The following is an 18,290-nucleotide window of genomic DNA, read 5'->3' on the forward strand; positions in this document are numbered from 1 at the left end:
GATATGGCCGACGAAGTAACTCCAGACGACGCGGAACAGCAGATCGCGGGCCGCGAGATAGACCTGACGCACGACAAGATCGAGCAGGTCGACCTCCAACTCGAGATGCAGCGGTCGTACCTCGACTATGCGATGAGCGTCATCGTCGGGCGTGCGCTGCCGGAGGTGCGCGACGGCCTCAAGCCCGTGCACCGCCGCGTCATCTACGCGATGTACGACGGCGGCTATCGCCCCGATCGAGCGTTCTCCAAGAGCGCCCGCGTCGTCGGCGAGGTCATGGGCCAGTTCCACCCGCACGGCGACTCGTCGATCTACGACGCTCTTGTGCGCCTCGTGCAGCCGTGGAACCTCCGCTACCCCCTCGCGCTCGGACAGGGCAACTTCGGGTCTGCCGGCAACGACGGCGCCGCGGCCGCACGGTATACCGAGACCAAGATGGCGCCGCTCGCGATGGAGATGGTCCGCGACATCGACGAGGACACCGTCAACTTCTCGGACAACTACGACGGGCGCACCCTCGAGCCCGACGTGCTGCCGGCCAGGTTCCCCAACCTGCTCGTCAACGGCTCGGTCGGCATCGCCGTTGGCATGGCCACCAACATCCCGCCGCACAACCTGCGCGAGGTCGCCTCGGGCGCGCTGTGGGCCCTCGAACACCCGGATGCCTCGCGCGAGGAGCTCCTCGAAGCCCTCCTTCAGCGGGTGAAGGGACCGGACTTCCCCACTGGTGCCCAGATTCTCGGCATCAAGGGCATCCAGGACGCCTATCGCACCGGACGTGGGTCGATCACGATGCGGGCGGTGGTGAGCGTCGAGGAGCTCCAGGGACGAACGTGCCTCGTCATCACCGAACTGCCGTACCAGGTGAACCCCGACAACCTCGCGATCAAGATCGCTGAACTCGTCAAGGAGGGCAAGCTCGGCGGCATCGCCGACATCCGCGACGAAACGTCGGGCCGCACCGGCCAGCGCCTCGTCATCGTGCTGAAGCGCGATGCGGTTGCGAAGGTGGTGCTCAACAATCTCTACAAGCACACGCCGCTGCAGGAGAACTTCGGCGCGAACATGCTCGCGATCGTCGACGGCATCCCGCGCACGCTCCCGATCGACGGCTTCATCTCGGCGTGGATCGCGCACCAGATCGACGTCATCGTGCGGCGCACGAAATTTCGCCTGCGCAAGGCCGAGGAGCGCGCGCATATCCTGCGCGGCTACCTCAAGGCTCTCGATGCCCTCGACGAGGTCATCGCGCTTATTCGCCGCTCGTCGACCGTGGAGGATGCCCGCGACGGGCTCATCGCGCTGCTCGAGATTGACGAGCTGCAGGCCCGCGCGATCCTCGAGATGCAGCTGCGCCGCCTCGCCGCGCTCGAGCGCCAGAAGATCATCGACGAGCACGACGCGATCGAGCTCGAGATCTCCGACTACCAGTCGATTCTCGCGAGCCCCCAGCGCCAGCGGGACATCGTGAGCGAGGAGCTCACCGAGATCGTAACGAAGTTCGGCGACGACCGCCGAACCGAGATCATGTTCGGCTTCGACGGTGACATGAACGTGGAAGACCTCATCCCCGAGGAGGAGATGGTCGTCACGGTCACCCGCGACGGCTACATCAAACGCACTCGCAGCGACAACTACCGCAGCCAGCACCGTGGGGGCAAGGGTGTGCGGGGTGCGCAATTGCGCGCGGACGACGTCGTCGAGCACCTCTTCGTCACGACCACCCACCATTGGCTGTTGTTCTTCACCAACAAGGGCCGTGTCTACCGTGCCAAGGCCTACGAGGTCCAGGAGGCGGGCCGCGACGCCAAGGGCCAGCATGTCGCCAACCTGCTTGCGCTGCAGCCGGACGAGGAGATCGCGCAGATTCTCGACATCCGCGACTACGGCGCCGCCGAGTACCTGGTGCTTGCCACGCGCGGTGGCCTCATTAAGAAGACCGCGCTGACTGAGTACGACACCAATCGCACCGGTGGCATCATCGCGATCAACCTGCGTGAGGACGACGAGCTGGTCGCGGCGATGCTCGTCGAGGTCGACTCCGACCTGCTCCTGGTCTCGCGCAAGGGAATGTCGATCCGTTTCACAGCCTCCAACGAGGCGCTCCGACCGATGGGCCGCTCGACGTCCGGCGTGATCGGCATGCATTTCCGCGGCGCCGATACCCTGCTCGACGCGTCCGTCGTGTCCGACGAGGGCTACGTGTTCGTTGTCACCGAGGGTGGCTACGCGAAGCGCACGAGCGTCGACCAGTACCGGGTGCAGAACCGCGGCGGACTGGGCATCAAGGTGGCCAAGCTCGCCGAGAACCGCGGCGATCTCGCGGGCGCGCTCATCGTGGGCGAGGACGACGAGGTACTCGTCGTTCTGGAGAGCGGCAAGGTAGTCCGCTCGTCTGTCGCCGAGGTTCCGGCCAAAGGACGCGATACCATGGGCGTGGTCTTCGCTCGATTCGCCGCCGACGATCGCATCATCGAAGTCGCGAAGAACAGTGAACGTAACCTGATTGCCCAGGATGCCGAGGCCCCGACCGGGGCGGACGCTCCCGACTCGGACCCGGTCGAAGAAACTTCGACCGAGACGGTTTCAGCCGGCGAAAGCCAGGCTGGGAAGGACGAAACAGTAGATGAGTAGCGTCGCCGAAAAACTTCAGCGCAAGGCACCAAAGAAGACCACTACGAAGCAGGTGCGCCTGAAGCTCGTCTACCTCGACTTCTGGTCTGTGGTCAAGCTCTCGTTCCTCACGGCGATCTGCCTCGGAATCGTGCAGGTCGTCGTGGCGATCCTGGTCTGGACAGTGCTCAACTCGACCGGCATCTTCGGCGAGCTCGACGCCCTGTTCCGCGAGGTGCTCAACGACGAAACCTTCAGCGTGACCAGTGAGTTCTCGCTCGTCACCGTGGCGAGCTTCGCGCTGATTGTCGCGGCGCTCAACGTCGTGATCGGCACCGCTCTCGGCGCCATCTTCGCCGTGCTCTACAACCTCGCCGCGCGAATCACCGGCGGGCTGCTCGTCGGATTCCAGAACAACTGATCGCTCGGATACGGGTGCGACGCGCGCACCGGTGTCAGATCTCGCCCCAGATGAGACTTCACGGCCCATATGAGACCAACAAGGGCTTGAGATCGCTCTCGGCCAGACGAAAGAATTTTCTCAACCAAGATGAGATTTATTGAGAGTGCCGTGTCTCCCGCCCCGGGCGGGGTGCAACAGCATGGGTTATGAGATGCCCGCGTTATGAGACAGTTGCCTGGCCAAGATCGCCCGTAAGCCGAACGTAAGACGCCCCCTCATCGAGCGCAGGTGCCAATGTCAATGCCGGCGGCGGTAGCCTGCTCAACCATGTCCTTCATGCTCGAAGCGGGCGTGATTCCTTCCTGCTCCAAGCACGCGGCGAGAGTTGACGCGGATTTCGACGAGTCGGCATTCTGAAGTTGCCATCTTTCGTCGGTTGTGGCGAAATGCTCCTCGTAGCACGAGACATCGACGCCGCTTTCTACAGCAGCAGCGGGCACGCTAAAGCGAATGACAGCACCGTCGTTGGCCTCCATCCGGAGTTGATAGCCAGCGTCCGACAGGCATGAGCGGTAGGCCTCGAACCCGCCATCGTATTCCTCTGAAGTCACCGGTGCGACTGTCGATTCATTTCCCGCGCAGCCTGAACACGCCAACATTAGAGCGATGGGAACCAACAGACGGGTCATGCTCATTTAGCAACCATAGCCATCGCGACTCTGGCTGAATCGCCCCGGGTCTAATGGAGGGTCTGATTCCACGAGAGGATGATGATCATGCCAGCACCGCGGAAGTATCCGCCGGAGCTTCGTGAGCGTGCGATGCGGCTTATTGCCGAGACCAGGAAGGAAGATCCGGAGGTGTCGCTGAACGCGGCCGTGACCCGGATCGGGCAGCGTGTCGGGGTGAATCCCGACACGCTGCGTGGCTGGTGCAAGCAGGCCGCGATCGACGCGGGCGAACGCCCCGGAACCGCGACGAACGATACCCAGCGCATCAAAGTGTTTGAGGCCTAGGGCGTGTCTGATAACGAACCTTCATGGGGCACAGAATTCGCCGCCAGTGCTTCGAGCCGGCGTTGAGCAGCTGGGTGGCATTTGGGAACCCCCAATCAACGCAGATCTCAGGGTCGATTCGGTCAGGTGCCGACACCTCGGCGGGCAGGCCCTCTGGGAAGAGTGCAAGATCAGCGCACGGAGTGGCTCCCCTGCGATGGGAAGTCATGGCCAAGCAGCCGACCACGGTTGCTCTCACGACCGAATACTGGATCACTCCATTGCAGTTCTGGGTTGTCGAGGCGCTCGATAGGACTGTCAACTTGAGATGCGCGACGCGTCAGCACTTCGTTCCGAAATGTCTCCGTCAGCCGTTCGAGACCTTCTGAGTCTCCTGTCGTATCAAACTCGTAGATTGTGATCTCGACGGCCACGAACAGCTCGATCATGCGGAGTCTTTCGGAAAAGCGGATCCTGCTCCAAAACGGCGACTTGGACCATTCATCAATTTCCGGATCGATGCCGATGCGCGGATTGAAGTGCAACTCTTCGGGCTCAACGTCACGGTCGAATGTGAGGCGTCCAAGGCGGCACACACCGTTTCGGAGGGTCCGCTCACCCCATCTGAATCGAGGTTCAGCGTCACGTGGCACTCCGACGACGGGCTCGGCCTCCGCGACTCTTGCGGTAGATACGGCTAACGTCCGGTGCCTGTCGATCCGCGCTAGTCGATTGAGCCAGCCCAAGTAGTTGCCGTCCGGGTCGGAGTTGAAGGGCTGCATGGTGAGGAGCATCTCGCGGTGATGCTCCGCCAGCGGCGCCAACCTGTACAGATTTCGCTTCCAAGATGAGGCGTCATCGTAGATCGGGTATTGCAGGGCTGATTCGCCAGGCGGGGGATACTTTCGCGACGTATGCACGGCAGCAGCCAAGACGACATAATCCAGAGCGCTCCGAAGGTTGTAAAGCCATTCCCCGAAGAGTAGCGAGAGCGCGGGCGGTATGGGCGATTCGAGAAGGACCCGCATCTCGTACTCCCTGGCCGACATCCGGCGCAGGTCGAATTCGAAGGGGTGAGGCTCCAGAAATCTGTTCCACACGCGCGCCATTTCCGCAGAATGCTCCTTGGCACGTTCCACTCGCAATCGCGCGGGGTCAAACTCCAGAGAGGCCACACCTGAATGCTAGGCGCAAGTCGGAGATGCTAGCGTTTCGGCCGGTGATGAGTACATTGCACCCAAGTCGGTTCGAGCCCCTGCCTGGTTCGCGCAAGCGAGACGGGAACCCTGAACGGGCACTTGCTGAGCCTCTATCGCGGCGGGGATCCTTTCATGAGCCGCCGCGCATCATGCGGGCCTCATATACCCAACCCCTATCGGAACTGTTTAAGGGCTTCGCTGTATCGCTCGTGATCGTCTCGGGTCTCATGCGTCACGAGGAGCGTGTGCTGCCCGATGACGCGCGTGTATGAGCCTTGGCAGGGGATGGTGACAATTTTCGTCAGCCCGGCTTGCCATGCGGGGATCAGCGCACGCAGCGACAGCCGTTCCGGATCATCGTCCACGGACGTTGGGCGACGCTGCGTGCGTGCATGGAATCGTGCAACGTTCCACGTCTCGCGCTGCTCCGTAAAGGCGTCGTCACCGAACGAGTCGTTCCAGGATGGCCCGAACAACTTTGCCAACAAGTCGGCGCGCTCCGGTGATCCATCCAGTGTGTGCTGGAGCTGGTCGAAGACCGTGCTGTCTTGAATCAGACCTGCGTGGTCGCTACATGCGTTCCAGATCCCCGGCCACGCCTCCACCCAGGGTGCGGTCGCGTCGGTCAATCCGGTCTGGGCGTGTGCACGCACCGAATCGTCCGACAGCAGAGGAGGGAGGTCATCGCCGACCGGGTGAAGATTCCACGCTTCCCGAACCCAGAGCAGATCAAGCAACGTGCTCGGGTCATCGTCCACGGTGATGAGCATGTCGTGAGGCCAGGGGTTCCCCGGCACCGGTGCGGATGAGCGCAAGGTTTCCTCCCCAAGAGCGGATGCCGGACAGTCTCACACCGAACGCCGACCGTAGGGGCAACGTGTTGCGGGCTCCTTGTGTCACGATGAGGCGGTGACTGAGGAATTCGAACCTGCGCTCGTGCCCGAGCTGCTGGTGACTGATATTGATCGGAGCATCGAGTTCTGGTGTGGAATCTGCGGATTCGAACTCCGCTATTCACGACCAGAAGAGCGATTCGCCTACATCGCCCTCGGCGCGGCCCACGTGATGCTCGAACAGGTCGGAGTGGGCCGGAACTGGGTCACTTCTGAACTTGAAACACCTCTCGGTCGCGGTATCAACTTTCAGATCGCCGTTCCCGACACTGATGCAATTGTGAAGTCACTGGAGCTTGCCGGGGTGGGACTCTTCATGGAGCCAGAAATCAGGTGGTACCAACTGGCCGACGATGACGCCGGCGTAAGCCAGTTTCTCGTGACCGACCCGGACGGCTATCTAATCCGATTCCAGTCATCGATCGGACGACGCCCAACCGTCCGTTAGTGGAACCTAAAGCGGTCGCAATTCTCGCACGGTTAGCAGGCTGCGGCCGTCGACGGTTTCGCGAGTCACTCGGCCCGTGTCGCGGAATCCGAGTTTCTCGAGGACCCGCCGAGACGCGACATTCCAGTCCCACACCGTCGCCCACAACTTTCGATAGCCGGCCTCGTCCGCCCAGGTGATCACGGCCCGGCCTGCCTCGGTCGCGTAACCGCAGTTGTGAACAGCCCGCAACAACTCGAAGGCTAGTTCGGGCTCCTCGTTCGACGCGTTCCCGTTGAAGACCAGCCCGCAATACCCGATGGCACCGGCCGTTCCCTTTCGCTCCATCGCCAGCAGCCCCGGCCTCGAAGCTTCGCGCTCTTCTTGGATCTGCGTGGCGATGTCCTCCTCGGTTGGGCGTCCCTCGAGGCTTATTCGTCGGTGGGGAGGCACCCGCACATCCCGCTCAGTCCACAACTGACGATAGATGGCTGCGTCGCTCACTCTCTGGCGCCGCAGCGTCAGGCGATCGGTCTCCAGAGTGTTCAGTACGGGCGGCGGCGACATACCGACATTGTGTCAGCACCAGCCCCCTGCGGGACCCCTGAATGCGCTCGTCGCTCGCGACATGGGTAAGAGGCCTATCCAGCAGGTGGGTACACGGCCACAGTCTGGGGACGTTTAGTTCGGTTTCCGAGGACTATCGCGAGGACACCGAGAAAGAGCGGACCTCCAAGGCGCACGAAGCTTTCAGTAGTCGAGACGAGGGAAGCAACCAGGGCAACCTCCGACTCGACGATGAGGGTTCTGCTCAGAACCCAAGCGGCGGCCACGCTCGCCAAAACCCACGCTGGCGCCCAGTTCCAGGGATACGGGAGGGCACCGGCGCGCCCGATTTGAATAGTGGCGATCAAGGCCGCGCCGAACTGGACGAGTGAGAAGTGAATTCACAGACAGCCCGCTACCCAGACTCACGCCGCTCAACACAGAATCGAGTAGAAACGATGTTGCGAATACGACGAGGGCGATAGTTCCCAACGGTCGGCGAGCAGTCACGCTTCCGGCTCGCCGAACTCCGAGTGCGAAAACAATCACAGCCAGGAAGAACAAGACCTCCCCGACGAGAGATACCCCGAATATCGTCCACGTGGCGGGTTGAAGGATCACTTGTGCGGCAACTGATCCGATGAGGAGTGTTCCACCTAGGATCCAGGCCCGTCGCGCGTCGGTAACGGCGCGTTGCGGAAGTCGACGGTCCTTCATTACGCCGAGCATACGCACCATCAGGGCAAGGCGGCGGCGGATTGCCGCAGAGAACCGCGTCCCGAGTTTGACAAGATCACTCTTCCAACTCCTAATGCCAGAAACTGTGCGTCAGCCGGTTCCCGCGCACCATCCACGACTGGGTGCCGATCCTGCCGTTCACGCTGAGCGGAACAGAGACGTGTGTGTACATCTTGCCGTCGCCCCCTCTCGGCGGTCAACGAACATCACTAGCACTGTCCGCAAGCCGGACGGCGACCGGGACACCCGAACAGGCGATCGTGGACTCTCGCTCCGTTCCGGATGGGGAACGTTCACCGGGACGCCTCCACGTTCCGGTGGCGGATCCTCCACCGAGATGAGCACCCGGCGTTGGAACTGCCAGCCCAGCTGCGAACTTCCTCGCCGGGGAGCAGTACGACTAATTGCACTTATCCGGTTCCGGAACAGGCCCGGGTAATCGTTGTGACGGAACGTAATCTCGCGGCTGAAAGCGTCGTCGACCTCGTTGCCGTCACGGAGACGCAGCACGCCGTCCATGTCCTGCAAGAAACGGGGCGAAGGGCCCGTCGGCGGCAACGCTACTGCGCGACCTGCGCGCGGGACGACGTCGGGACAACCGGAGCGTGATTGACAGAGGCGACCGCAATCTCATCGTCTTCCAGCGGGACCGACGAAGACCTCACGAACGCGACGTGGAATGCTTACGAGAAGTTATCGGTTTGACACCTACTCGTGCGGCAGACCCGATTGTGGTCAGGGGCTGAGATTCACTTTCCGGGGCGAGTTAGCGGCACGGTCACGCGACTGGTGCGTTGCCCAACATTCCGAGGCTGTACAGCACGACCAGAGCGACAGCGATGACCAGCACGATTACGAGGAGCACTACTCCCGTTGAGCGGCTCACGGGTAGCGCGCCTTCATACCCGCTAGGTCGCCGTCACCGAGCCGCCGGTGCGACGTCTGGCAGGCGAACGATGACGGCACCATGACTTGATTCGTCGACTGCGCGACATGGTTCAGGCCGAAGAAGTGGCCTGCCTCGTGCGTCATCACGCCCTGGAGGTCGTATGTCGACGAGCCGGAGCACCCCGTGGTCGATGAGCCCGTGTACCAGGATCGACTGGAGGTATCGATCCGGATGTCGGCGTTGACGATCTGACCCGTGGTGCGCCAAGTGCAGGTGGCGGCGAGCGTCGTGCCCGACAGATCCCCGCCGTCGACGACGTTCTTGAGATCCGACGGTCCGCAAATCGAGTCATTCACTTGACTGCTGCTCGTGGTACTTCCAGCGTAGGAGTGAGCCGCGCTGTTCGGCGTGTTCGTACCGCAGTCACCAATCCCATCCGCCATCGCACTGAACGCCGCCGCCACCCGCACCTGACCACCGAAGCTCGGCGCCCTGTAATACCAGCTTGCAGTGGAGAGCCAGCGCTCGTTCGAGATCGAGTAGGCGAAGCTGTCGCACTTCGGGTTCGTCGCTTGAACAGCGCTGTCAGCTGTCGCGTCGGATGTCAGTCCGAATGCACGTGCCGTTGTCATCGAGCCCTCGACGACGCGACGATTTGGTGTCACCGATGCTGTCGCAATCTCACCGTTCCTCGACCGAGCCACGGTGAACTCGGGAATGTCAATGCCGGGGGTGTCGGAAAGTGCGCTGTAGGTGACGGCTATTCCTTCCGGGGGCAGGGCGACTGTGATGTTCGACTCCGCGTCGCGAATCAGCACACCATCGATTCCCGCGCATCCCTCGATCGCATCGACGGCCGTCGATTCGATCGGCCAAGCTGACCTCACGGCCTCACACTGCGAGACCACTGGTGTGGCCTCTGCGGAGCCAGCACCCACAGTCAGGCTGATGATCGAAAGTGCAGCCGCCAATAAAGTACTCGCGGACCTCCGCATGAGTCATTCCTTCCCAGCTGTCGACCAAACCGTAGCATTCAAGTAATGCTCGACACAAGGCACCTCCGGGGCCCATCAGATTCATGCCTAGGTCACGTCCCGTTGAGTGGTGGAGTTTCTCGACACCGTGCCGGTCAGTTGTTTGATTATGCCGCAGTGAGTTCTGGGATGGGCGTTACCTCTTCGACGGGTGTGGCGCTAACCGTGTTTATGGTGGCTAATTCGAGCATGGAGGCTTCGGAGAAGTAGCGGTGGTCGCCGGCTTCCCATTCGTCATGTTGCTCGATCAGGACCGCGCGTGCCATGCGCAGAAGCGCGGCGGGGTTCGGGAAGACACCGACGTCGTCGGTGCGGCGTTTGATCTCTTTGTTGATTCGCTCGAGCGGGTTCGTGGGCCAGATTTGCCGCCAGTGTCGTTGCGGGAATGCAGCGAACGCGAGGAGGACTTCTAATCCGAGTGAAAGGGAGGGGTAAGTATGTCTAGGTTCCGAGGTCGGATCCCCAGATCAATGATTGCGATCGCTGCAGCCGCAGCGTTATCAATGCCGGTTTCGCCAGCGGGCCGCCATCACCGCCGCATCGCCGCATCGCCGGGGAGCATGGCGCATGCTGCCGGCGAATCGTCGTAAGGGCACGTTCGCCAGGGCTGGAACAAATACAGAACCGTCCCAAACAGTCCAATGATGGCTGCCGCGATCCCGACCAGTAACAACAACCGTGCTGCCATGTCACGAGTAAAGCACAACGAATGACGAGTAGTTGGCGCCTGTTGGCAGTGTTCGACAGGGAACCCCTGTCGGGACTCGGGGGCATTGCCCTGCGTCATACTCTCCTTATAGATGAGCGTGCGGTGATCGCAGATGCTCGCGCCCTCGTGGCCACGGGGCGGTGGGCTCTAGCAGTCGATGCGCTTAAGGCGTTTCTGGGAACGCATCCAGAGTCGGCTGGATGCCGACGCGAACTGGCATTGATGTATCGCGCACACGGACACCCCGATCAGGCGGGCCGATGGGGGATCCTGTCGACGGCTTGGGCGACCGACAGGGAGATCGCGGCCTTTGCCAAGATGATTGCCGCGATACGCCCGGATGAAGCCCACCTGCGCAGGCTCCTGGCACTTCCCAAGGGCGCCGCGATTCCCGAAGAAGTCATGGTGCTGGCGCGGCCTTGGATTCCTCCAGGCACCGAGCGGGTGCGGCGCTGGGCGTCGACACTTTCCGCAAGTGCGGGGGTGCTAGCCATCGCGGTCGTCATCGCCGGAGCTGCCGGCGAGTTACTCGTGACGATACTCGGTATGAGGGAGACGCCGGCAGCCCAGGCAACGATCGACGGCGCCGTGGTCACCGGATTGGGAGTCACATGCCTCCTCGCATGCGGGAGCTCATTGCTGCGACAGAAATGGGTTTCCGCGGCGGTCTGGGCATTGTTCGCGGCGATCGCGGCGATCCTATCCGTTCGCATCCTTTGGTGATCGCAGTACCAATTACCTGCCCGTAAGCCGGACCTTCAACGGCTTGCTGGTCGGGGCTCAGGCAGATCAACTCCCGCCTTGAGGCTCGATGCCCGTATACCCCGCCGGATGAAGATGCCCGAAAGGGTGCCTCACCTGCAACACCGTTGTCGTCGAAAAGGGCGCCTGCCATGGACATTGTGGGTTGCGCAACGGACATGAATCTGTCACCGCGGACGTGAGCGGCGCACGGACAAGTTGGGTGGCAAAAGACACGACCGGAGTCTCAACTTGAGTGAGACAAGTCTCAAGTTGCTTGAGAACTGACAGCACCGTGTCAGATCTCATGGCAGATGAGACTTCTCGACGCATACGAGACCAATGGGCGCTTGAAATCGCGCTCGACCGATCGGCCGAAAAGTTCTCAGCGAATGTGAGACTTTTTGAGAGCGCCGAGGATCCGCCCAGGCGGGGGTGTGACAGCTTGAGGATCGCTCTCTGATCTGAGCTCGGCATTAGCATCAATCGGGCGTACATGAGCCAGCCCAAGTTGTTCGCCGATCCCGTGCACGTCGCCGAGAGGCTTCAACTTCTTGAGACGGAGGCGTCGGTTCAGCCGCTTCGGGAATGGGCCGCTGATCTTGCGACTCGCGGAACGCAGTCGTTCCCTTCTTTGACCCAGCCGAGGGGGCGTGGAGTTCAAGATTCTTCTCATTCATGAAGCACCTGGTCCCATGACGAACGCCGACAGTCCTCGCCCGGGATCCGGGTTCATATCGGTCGACAACAACGTTTAGACAGCGGCCATGGTGTCGCGCACCCGAGCGGAAATGAGACTCCACACAGGAGTCCTGAGCTGGAACATAGTGCCGTGGTACTTGGGGGCCGCGAGTGTGAAGCCTTCGAAGGACGAAGTTGCGTCAGGGGTCGCCGAGCTACGGCATCTCTCGCGGTATCTGCCCAAGGTCGAGGTTGTCATCACGGGAGGGCGCTACGCCCAAAACGTCTCGCACATCGCCGCATTTACGAGCAACGAGTTGACCGTAATCCCCACGTGGCACCCGTCTCCACCGGCAGCCCGGCAAGCGTGATGAGTTTCGTAGGGGGACCGGAGCGCGCTCATTTCGTCGCGTTTGGATGATGAGTGTGGACCTGTTCGATGAACACGTCCCGCCCGTCAACGTAGAACCAGATTCGAGCGTCGCCTTGGACGGTGGGCTTATGCTGCCAGCGGTCTAGGCTCTTGCCTCCGCGCTCGACGCATTGCAACTCACCGCGGAGCGGGTAGTTCGTCGGCGTTCTCTCGACGGGCGACCTCGTAAGGAAATCCCACGCGTCTGCCATCGGGTTGCGGATAGTCGCCACCAGGTCGCGCCATCCCTTGCGCGCGCCGGCCGAAGCAAATCGAATCGTGTACTCGGTCTTCTTGGTGGGCCGCGCGACTAGATCGTCATTCGCCACGGTCAGGGACGCTCGACCCGCTCAGCGTCGTCCAGCCACTCGACTTGGTGGCCTGAGAGTCCAGCAGCGATCGCGGTTGCGGTCTCACGCCAGGAGGTCAGTTCGGCGATGGCGAGGTGGGGCTGGCCTGTGGCGAACGATGCTCGGGCGGCGTCGACCAGAGCCTGCGCGCAGCTTGCTCGATCCTCCGGTGACAACGCCAGCATCCAGGGGAACCGGTTAGCCATTCGTGATGCGAGGGTGCCCTCCTCATCGAGGGTGACCGTGATGAGGTCGGCTGCGAATTGCAGGAGTGTCGCGCGGGCGTCTGCTTCGCGCTGAGACATCAGCACCAGTGGCTCACCGTCGCGGCGAGTGATCTGGACCGTGTGGTCCTCGGCCTCGGCGAACACGTCGGCCGAGTGCTTGCTGAGGTCAGATGAGCGCCGGGTCGCAGTTCGGGATTCGTTGATCAACGTCATTCGACGATTCTATTCGGAATGTATTCGGAAGTCCATGCCCGGTGTCAAGGCACGGTCGAGCGTTGGTTAGCGGGTGATCGTCGTCCCCCTCAGCCAGCGACTTGTCCGCCGTTCCTTCATCGCGCAGGCTGCCAAAGTCGAGCCGCTGCGGGATGTTGCACGTGCGGCCAACGCGATCAAGGATCGCGTGAGGTGGTCAGACAAGCTCCGCGCAGACCATCGTCTTATCGCTGCCCTGGAGAAGTTGATGCAGCAGATGGGGCCGGCCGGTGCCAAGGTCCCCAGTCCAGCGCGTCGCGAAGGTGGTGCCGTTCATCGGCATCCTCATTAGCGCCGGAGTGAACTCCGCGATTCTGGCCAACGTCGCCGCCGACTCCCAGCGGTACTGCCAAACCCGATTCCTGAGCGAGAAGTCAGGCTTACGATTCCAGTGAGACTGAGAAAGCCTGGCGGGCGCCCCGCTCGCGCTATCCGTAGAAGTTCTTAGCCTCTCGCAGTAGATCTAGAGCCTGTTGCTTTTTGAGGGACCGCATCGACACGATCGCCACCTCGGCCCCCGGGTCTGGACAAACTGCGACCCGGCGAGCAAACTCGCGATGTGATGGAAAACGCTGAACGCGAGGCCGACGCCTCCAATCCCGCCAAACGCTGGAGCGTCTTACCCGAGCAGGTGCCGTTGGAGGAGCAGGTTATCTCGATGCCGACATCGGATTCGCCTGATGTGGACGGCGGGCGAAACCCCGACCATGAATGGCTGATCCGCGGCCTCTGAACTCGCCAGCCTGAATCGAGGCAGGAACTGCATCACTATCTCACTGGAATCGTAAGCCTGCGAGAAGTACGGATTGCCACTCCCGGCCGCACTCGCTTCCCGTATCGACGAAGACCCGCTGGATGACGCCGGGTAAATGCACGCACGGCCATCGGGCACAGCACGTCAATCCTCAACATTTCCGTTGGATTGCCTGTCAAGGCCGCCATCCCGGACGCTCTGGAACGTCCAACGTTTAGACGAGCGCGGAGCCGTCGTCGAAGCTGAGCTTCAGCCCGGCACGGAAGTCAGCAAACGTGCCCCGGTCCACGTCGTCCATCGAAGTGCGCGATCCCAGCATGAAACACCACCGCTCGACGACGGCCGCTAGTTGGTCCGAGGAGAGACCGGGGATTATCCGAGCTAGTTCCTCGGCCCGAAGGATGCGGGCTGCATCGTCCATGCTGTCGCTGGGCGTTTCGTAGTCGAAGCTCACGCGCTCAGATTACCTACAACGACGTCAGTCGGGTGGAAGTCACGACGTGCATTTGCGTCGAGGGCCCCCTCTTCCGCGAAAAAACGACCCAACGGTCGGATAAAACAGCTGAGTACCTCAGTGGCTGCCGTTCGATTCAGCAGGGCTGAGTAGTTCGCGCACAGTCTCAACTTCGATGAGTGGAGTCGCAAGTAGCCTGAGAACTGACACACCGTGTCAGATCTCGCCCCAGATGAGATTTCACGGCCCATATGAGACCGACAAGGGCTTGAGGTCGCTCTCGGCTAGACGAAAGAATCTTCTCAACCAAGATGAGATTTATTGAGAGCGCCCTGTCTCCCGCCCCGGGCGGGCTGCAACAGCATGGGTTATGAGATGCCTGCGTTAAGAGACAGTTGCCTGGCCAAGATCGCCCGTAAGCCGAACCACGAGCGGGCACTTGCAGGAACTATTGCCAGGTCGTGCGAATCAGTGCTCCCGTGACGGTCGGCAGTGGCATGCTCAACACATGAGTTCTGCGCCTTCGAAGCGATCCATCCGCGCCCAGATCCGCCGCGCAGTGGACCCCGATGGAAAATTGCTGCCCCTCCTGGACGCTCTTGGAGAGAGCCCGGCGCCGCCCAGCTGGATGGCCGCTGTGAGTAGCGACCTGGACGCGCAGTGGGAGGCTTTGGCCGCGCACGGTGTGGGGATGGAGGAATTGATGCAGAAGATTGAGGATGCGCTGACTGACCTCGTCCCGCGAGGCTGGGCAGTATTCAATATGCAATCTGAGGTTGTTGCGCGGGCGGTCGGACTGGTCAAGACTGACCGCGGTGGCGAAGCTGACGAGTTGTTGGCTGACCAGTGGGAGACCAGCACTTACCGCACGAAGAGGGTCTGCGACCGTGTGTCTTCGATGGGGGCCGCAGAAACCACGTACAACGCGATGTTCCTTCAGAGGGCCCGACTTCTCCGTCAGGCACGCAGCCAACACGAGCGTGGCGAGTATGCCGCGTCCATTCAAATGGTGCATTCTCAAATAGAGGGAATTGCTACCGATGTGACTGCCAACAAGAAGTTCTTCTCCAGTAGCAAAAGCCGACAGGCAGACGTCGTGGATCCGATGCAGTTGGTCAGCATCGAGGCGTCCCTGGCAGCTTTGCGTCTTCCTTATGTGGAAGGCGTTGAGCAAACTCAGACCACGGGCAGCATCTCTCGCCATGGCGTCGCCCATGGCCGGGAACTGGCTTACGATAACCGGGAAGTGTCCGCCAAAGCGTGGTCACTGCTCGACGCAATCGTGGAATGGGCTCTTCCGCTCGCCAGGCGAGAGGCGGACCGACGCCGAGCAGAACGCCAGGCCACCACAGCTGGGAGCGCCGATGTTGACGAGCACGGACGCCGAACCGACGACCGCGGGTTTCGGGAAACTCGAGATGCGCTCCGCCTGCTCGCTAATTCTTCGATCGGCTGGTGGAGCCGGAGCGGCGCGTTCCGAAGCGACCTAATTGGCGCTGTTTACACGCGGGAAGACTTCACCAAACGAGGACTGCCCGCAGACCACGGCTTAGAGATGCGTGTCAGCGTGGACGGGCAATGCGTTTGGCTTTGGCGTTCCACCATCTCTGGCTGGGTCCTCGGCATCGCTGTCGCGGCGGAGGGCGGCAACTTTCGCGAATGGTTATACGCAGGATCAGGAATCCCCACGCTGTCTCCTCTCGACGACGAAGGCACCTGGGGCGAGGTGTCCGGGACGCCGCGCGATTGGACGGAATGAGGCAACCGACAACAGCCGAGCTTCGTCCCTAGACGAACGTCTTACGGGCGGGGGCGGAAGAGCTTGCCGATCGCGTGATCAGAGCTTTGGCTGCGACCGAGCCAATCAGGCCTCTTCCACCGTTTGATGACACATTAGGCTCGGTCTTGTGCCCTCACTGATCGAGATTGCTCAGCGCCTGGACCGTGTCGAAAGCATCTTGGCCATACAGCGGCTCTCCGCCGATTACTGTCGAGGAGCCGACCGACGGGACCTTGACGTCTTCCTTTCTGTCTGGAGTCCTGCTGCAGTCTGGAAAGTGAGCGAAGACCTAGAGTTCACTGGTCGAGAGCAAATTGCCGCTGCGATCGGCGAACAATGGCGCTTCTTGAGTCGCGCCTTTCATTGGACGTCAAATGCCGCGATTGACCTCAGTGGTGAAATTGGATCCGGGAGGTTCGACGTCGACGGGGAAGTTCAACTCCTGGACGGCTCATGGTTTGCCATTGCCGGGGAGTACCTGGATTCCTACGTTCGTGTCGACGACAAATGGCTCATATCGAGCAGAACCGCCCTCATCTACTCTCAACGGCCGGTGCTCGAAGCTGAGCGCATCTCTCCCTAGAAATCGATGTTGCCTTCAAGCGCGATTGGAACCCTAAACGGTGCGCGCTTCGATAGGAATTTCCTCGACATGGGGAGGCTTCGCGGCTTTTGTGATGATCGCGGCCGTGATCGAACCCAGGACGATGAGGGTTCCTACTGCCTGTGTCGGGGTGAGGACCTCTCCGGCGATGACCCACCCGATGAGTATGGCCACGACGGGGCTGAGCAAACCGAGGAAGGCTGTGGTGCTTGCCGGAAGTCGTGCCATGCCGCGAAACCACATGACGTAGGCGAATGCAGTGCCCGCGACAGAAAGATAGGTGTAGCCCATGAGGTTTACCGGAGTGAGCGGGGTAGTGGGGAGACCTTCGAGGACGAGCATGATGATCAGAAGGGTGAGTCCTCCCGTGATTAGCTGCCATGCGGTTGTGGTCAGCGGAGGTGCAGGCTGTCCCCACTTCTTGGAGAGCACGATTCCGGATGCCATGGAGAGGGTGCCTGCGAGAGCTGCCAGGATGCCGATGGCGTCGAGGCGTGCTTGCGTCTGTAGCACGATGAGGCAGACGCCGAACACTCCGGTCGCGCCGGCTATGACCGAGCGCGCGGTCAGTCTTTCGTGGAGAACGCGGCTTGCCAGGATTGCGACTACGAGAGGCTGAATCCCACCGATGATGGCTGCCACACCGCCTGGGAGCCGGTAGGCCGCGATGAAGAGCAACGCAAAGAACGCTCCGATATTGAGGACGCCGAGGACCCAAGACTTCCACCACCATTGGCCCTGAGGCAGTCGTCGGGACAACACCAGGAGCAGGACGCCTGCGGGAAGCGCACGCAGGGTTGCCGCGAGCAACGGCCGATCCTCCGGGAGGTACAACGTGGTCGTCAAGTATGTGGTTCCCCACAGCGCAGGGGCCATTGCTGTGGTCACCAGACGAAGAACTCGATTGCTAAGCACTTAGCTATAATACCTAAGTGCTTAGCAATTGCTAGTCTGGAGGCATGGCAGACCAGTTGGATCGCATCCTCCAGCAGTGGCATGTGGAGAAGCCCGAGCTTGATGTCTCACCGATGGCCGTGATCGGCCGGTTGAGTAGGGCTGCGATGGCCGTGGAGTCTCGCCTAGCTGCCACATTCGCTCGGCACGGTCTGGACGCGCCCTCCTTCGACGTGCTCGCCACGTTGCTGCGAAGCGGTGCGCCATATCGGATCGCCCCGGTGAAACTGGCACGGGAAGCCATGATTTCGACCAGCGCAGTAGCGCAGCGACTGAACAAGTTGGAAAGTCGCGGATTGGTCAAACGCGAGGCGAACCCCGGCGACGGCCGCGGAACGCTCGTCGCGCTCACCGATGCCGGACGAGAACTAATCGAGACAACGTTGCCTGACCACCTTGAAACCGAGCATGCCATCATCGCCACACTCAGCGTCGAGGAGCAGGCGAATCTCGCGATGTTCCTTCAACGCATCACGGAAAGCTCCAGATAACCGCGTCCCCACTCTCGCGCTTTCCGCAAGCCGGACCTTCAACGGCTTGCTGGTCGGGGCTCAGGCAGATCAACTCCCGCCTTGAGGCTCGATGCCCGTATACCCCGCCGGATGAAGATGCCCGAAAGGGTGCCTCACCTGCAA

19 protein-coding genes and 1 pseudogene are annotated in these 18,290 nt (G+C 61.5%); 10 read left to right on the plus strand and 10 right to left on the minus strand.

Annotation, left to right across the window (positions count from 1 at the left end):
* The first annotated feature begins 3 nt into the window (after positions 1-3).
* Complete coding sequence (gene gyrA, locus ABIB15_RS12825; protein WP_354479260.1) at positions 4-2,634, plus strand: DNA gyrase subunit A; 2,631 nt, start codon at positions 4-6, stop codon at positions 2,632-2,634.
* Positions 2,627-3,034: a DUF3566 domain-containing protein gene (locus tag ABIB15_RS12830; protein ID WP_354479263.1), complete on the plus strand. Its 408-nt coding sequence runs from the start codon at positions 2,627-2,629 to the stop codon at positions 3,032-3,034. Before gyrA ends, ABIB15_RS12830 begins: the two co-directional genes overlap by 8 nt.
* A gap of 257 nt (positions 3,035-3,291) precedes the next feature.
* Here the strand turns inward: ABIB15_RS12830 and ABIB15_RS12835 are convergent, their stop codons facing one another.
* Positions 3,292-3,711 carry a hypothetical protein gene (locus tag ABIB15_RS12835; RefSeq protein WP_354479266.1) on the minus strand — a complete coding sequence of 140 codons (420 nt, stop codon included), beginning with the start codon at positions 3,709-3,711 and terminating at the stop codon, positions 3,292-3,294.
* Positions 3,712-3,792: 81 nt separating this feature from the next.
* Between ABIB15_RS12835 and ABIB15_RS12840 the strand changes: the two genes are divergently transcribed.
* A complete protein-coding gene (locus tag ABIB15_RS12840) occupies positions 3,793-4,032 on the plus strand; it encodes a hypothetical protein (protein ID WP_354479268.1) in 240 nt (79 codons plus the stop codon).
* A 170-nt stretch (positions 4,033-4,202) separates the two neighbouring features.
* Here the strand turns inward: ABIB15_RS12840 and ABIB15_RS12845 are convergent, their stop codons facing one another.
* On the minus strand, positions 4,203-5,186 hold the full coding sequence (locus tag ABIB15_RS12845) for a hypothetical protein (RefSeq protein WP_354479271.1): 984 nt from the start codon (positions 5,184-5,186) through the stop codon (positions 4,203-4,205).
* A 197-nt stretch (positions 5,187-5,383) separates the two neighbouring features.
* Complete coding sequence (locus ABIB15_RS12850; RefSeq protein ID WP_354479274.1) at positions 5,384-5,980, minus strand: hypothetical protein; 597 nt, start codon at positions 5,978-5,980, stop codon at positions 5,384-5,386.
* Positions 5,981-6,119: 139 nt separating this feature from the next.
* Here ABIB15_RS12850 and ABIB15_RS12855 point away from each other — a divergent pair, with 139 nt between their 5' ends.
* Positions 6,120-6,551 (plus strand): bleomycin resistance protein, encoded by a 432-nt coding sequence (locus ABIB15_RS12855; RefSeq protein ID WP_354479277.1) that lies wholly within the window; start codon positions 6,120-6,122, stop codon positions 6,549-6,551.
* 6 nt (positions 6,552-6,557) lie between these two features.
* On the opposite strand, the gene ABIB15_RS12860 is transcribed toward ABIB15_RS12855, so the two are convergent.
* From ABIB15_RS12860 to ABIB15_RS12870, 3 genes and pseudogenes are all read right to left on the minus strand, one after another.
* Entirely contained in the window at positions 6,558-7,097 is a 540-nt protein-coding gene (locus tag ABIB15_RS12860) for a GNAT family N-acetyltransferase (RefSeq protein WP_354479280.1), read from the minus strand.
* A 1,599-nt stretch (positions 7,098-8,696) separates the two neighbouring features.
* On the minus strand, positions 8,697-9,698 hold the full coding sequence (locus tag ABIB15_RS12865; RefSeq protein WP_354479283.1) for a matrixin family metalloprotease: 1,002 nt from the start codon (positions 9,696-9,698) through the stop codon (positions 8,697-8,699).
* Positions 9,699-9,844: 146 nt separating this feature from the next.
* Positions 9,845-10,141 (minus strand): annotated as a pseudogene (locus ABIB15_RS12870) (transposase); the annotation flags it as partial.
* Positions 10,142-10,548: 407 nt separating this feature from the next.
* On the opposite strand from ABIB15_RS12870, the gene ABIB15_RS12875 reads away from it, so the two are divergent.
* Together ABIB15_RS12875 and ABIB15_RS12880 are read left to right on the plus strand one after the other, a co-directional pair.
* Positions 10,549-11,169, plus strand: coding sequence for a DUF6584 family protein (locus tag ABIB15_RS12875; protein WP_354479286.1), 621 nt, complete (start codon positions 10,549-10,551; stop codon positions 11,167-11,169).
* A gap of 809 nt (positions 11,170-11,978) precedes the next feature.
* Entirely contained in the window at positions 11,979-12,239 is a 261-nt protein-coding gene (locus tag ABIB15_RS12880) for a uracil-DNA glycosylase family protein (protein WP_354479315.1), read from the plus strand.
* 28 nt (positions 12,240-12,267) lie between these two features.
* On the opposite strand, the gene ABIB15_RS12885 is transcribed toward ABIB15_RS12880, so the two are convergent.
* On the minus strand, positions 12,268-12,609 hold the full coding sequence (locus ABIB15_RS12885) for a hypothetical protein (protein WP_354479289.1): 342 nt from the start codon (positions 12,607-12,609) through the stop codon (positions 12,268-12,270).
* A gap of 2 nt (positions 12,610-12,611) precedes the next feature.
* The gene (locus ABIB15_RS12890; protein WP_354479291.1) at positions 12,612-13,070 is read right to left on the minus strand and encodes a prevent-host-death protein; all 459 of its coding nucleotides are present in this window, start codon (positions 13,068-13,070) and stop codon (positions 12,612-12,614) included.
* 598 nt (positions 13,071-13,668) lie between these two features.
* Here ABIB15_RS12890 and ABIB15_RS12895 point away from each other — a divergent pair.
* Positions 13,669-13,842 (plus strand): hypothetical protein, encoded by a 174-nt coding sequence (locus ABIB15_RS12895; protein WP_354479294.1) that lies wholly within the window; start codon positions 13,669-13,671, stop codon positions 13,840-13,842.
* 235 nt (positions 13,843-14,077) lie between these two features.
* Here ABIB15_RS12895 and ABIB15_RS12900 read toward each other — a convergent pair whose 3' ends face one another.
* Positions 14,078-14,317 carry a hypothetical protein gene (locus ABIB15_RS12900; protein ID WP_354479296.1) on the minus strand — a complete coding sequence of 80 codons (240 nt, stop codon included), beginning with the start codon at positions 14,315-14,317 and terminating at the stop codon, positions 14,078-14,080.
* A gap of 637 nt (positions 14,318-14,954) precedes the next feature.
* Between ABIB15_RS12900 and ABIB15_RS12905 the strand changes: the two genes are divergently transcribed.
* On the plus strand, positions 14,955-16,076 hold the full coding sequence (locus ABIB15_RS12905) for a hypothetical protein (protein ID WP_354479299.1): 1,122 nt from the start codon (positions 14,955-14,957) through the stop codon (positions 16,074-16,076).
* Between the two features lie 148 nt (positions 16,077-16,224).
* Positions 16,225-16,680, plus strand: a complete 456-nt coding sequence (locus ABIB15_RS12910) for a nuclear transport factor 2 family protein (RefSeq protein WP_354479302.1) — start codon at positions 16,225-16,227, stop codon at positions 16,678-16,680.
* A 33-nt stretch (positions 16,681-16,713) separates the two neighbouring features.
* Here ABIB15_RS12910 and ABIB15_RS12915 read toward each other — a convergent pair whose 3' ends face one another.
* Complete coding sequence (locus ABIB15_RS12915) at positions 16,714-17,577, minus strand: EamA family transporter (protein WP_354479318.1); 864 nt, start codon at positions 17,575-17,577, stop codon at positions 16,714-16,716.
* A gap of 83 nt (positions 17,578-17,660) precedes the next feature.
* On the opposite strand from ABIB15_RS12915, the gene ABIB15_RS12920 reads away from it, so the two are divergent.
* Complete coding sequence (locus tag ABIB15_RS12920; RefSeq protein WP_354479304.1) at positions 17,661-18,146, plus strand: MarR family winged helix-turn-helix transcriptional regulator; 486 nt, start codon at positions 17,661-17,663, stop codon at positions 18,144-18,146.
* The last annotated feature ends 144 nt before the right edge of the window (positions 18,147-18,290 follow it).

The sequence above is a fragment of the Marisediminicola sp. UYEF4 genome (assembly GCF_040546025.1).
Classification (GTDB): domain Bacteria; phylum Actinomycetota; class Actinomycetes; order Actinomycetales; family Microbacteriaceae; genus Marisediminicola.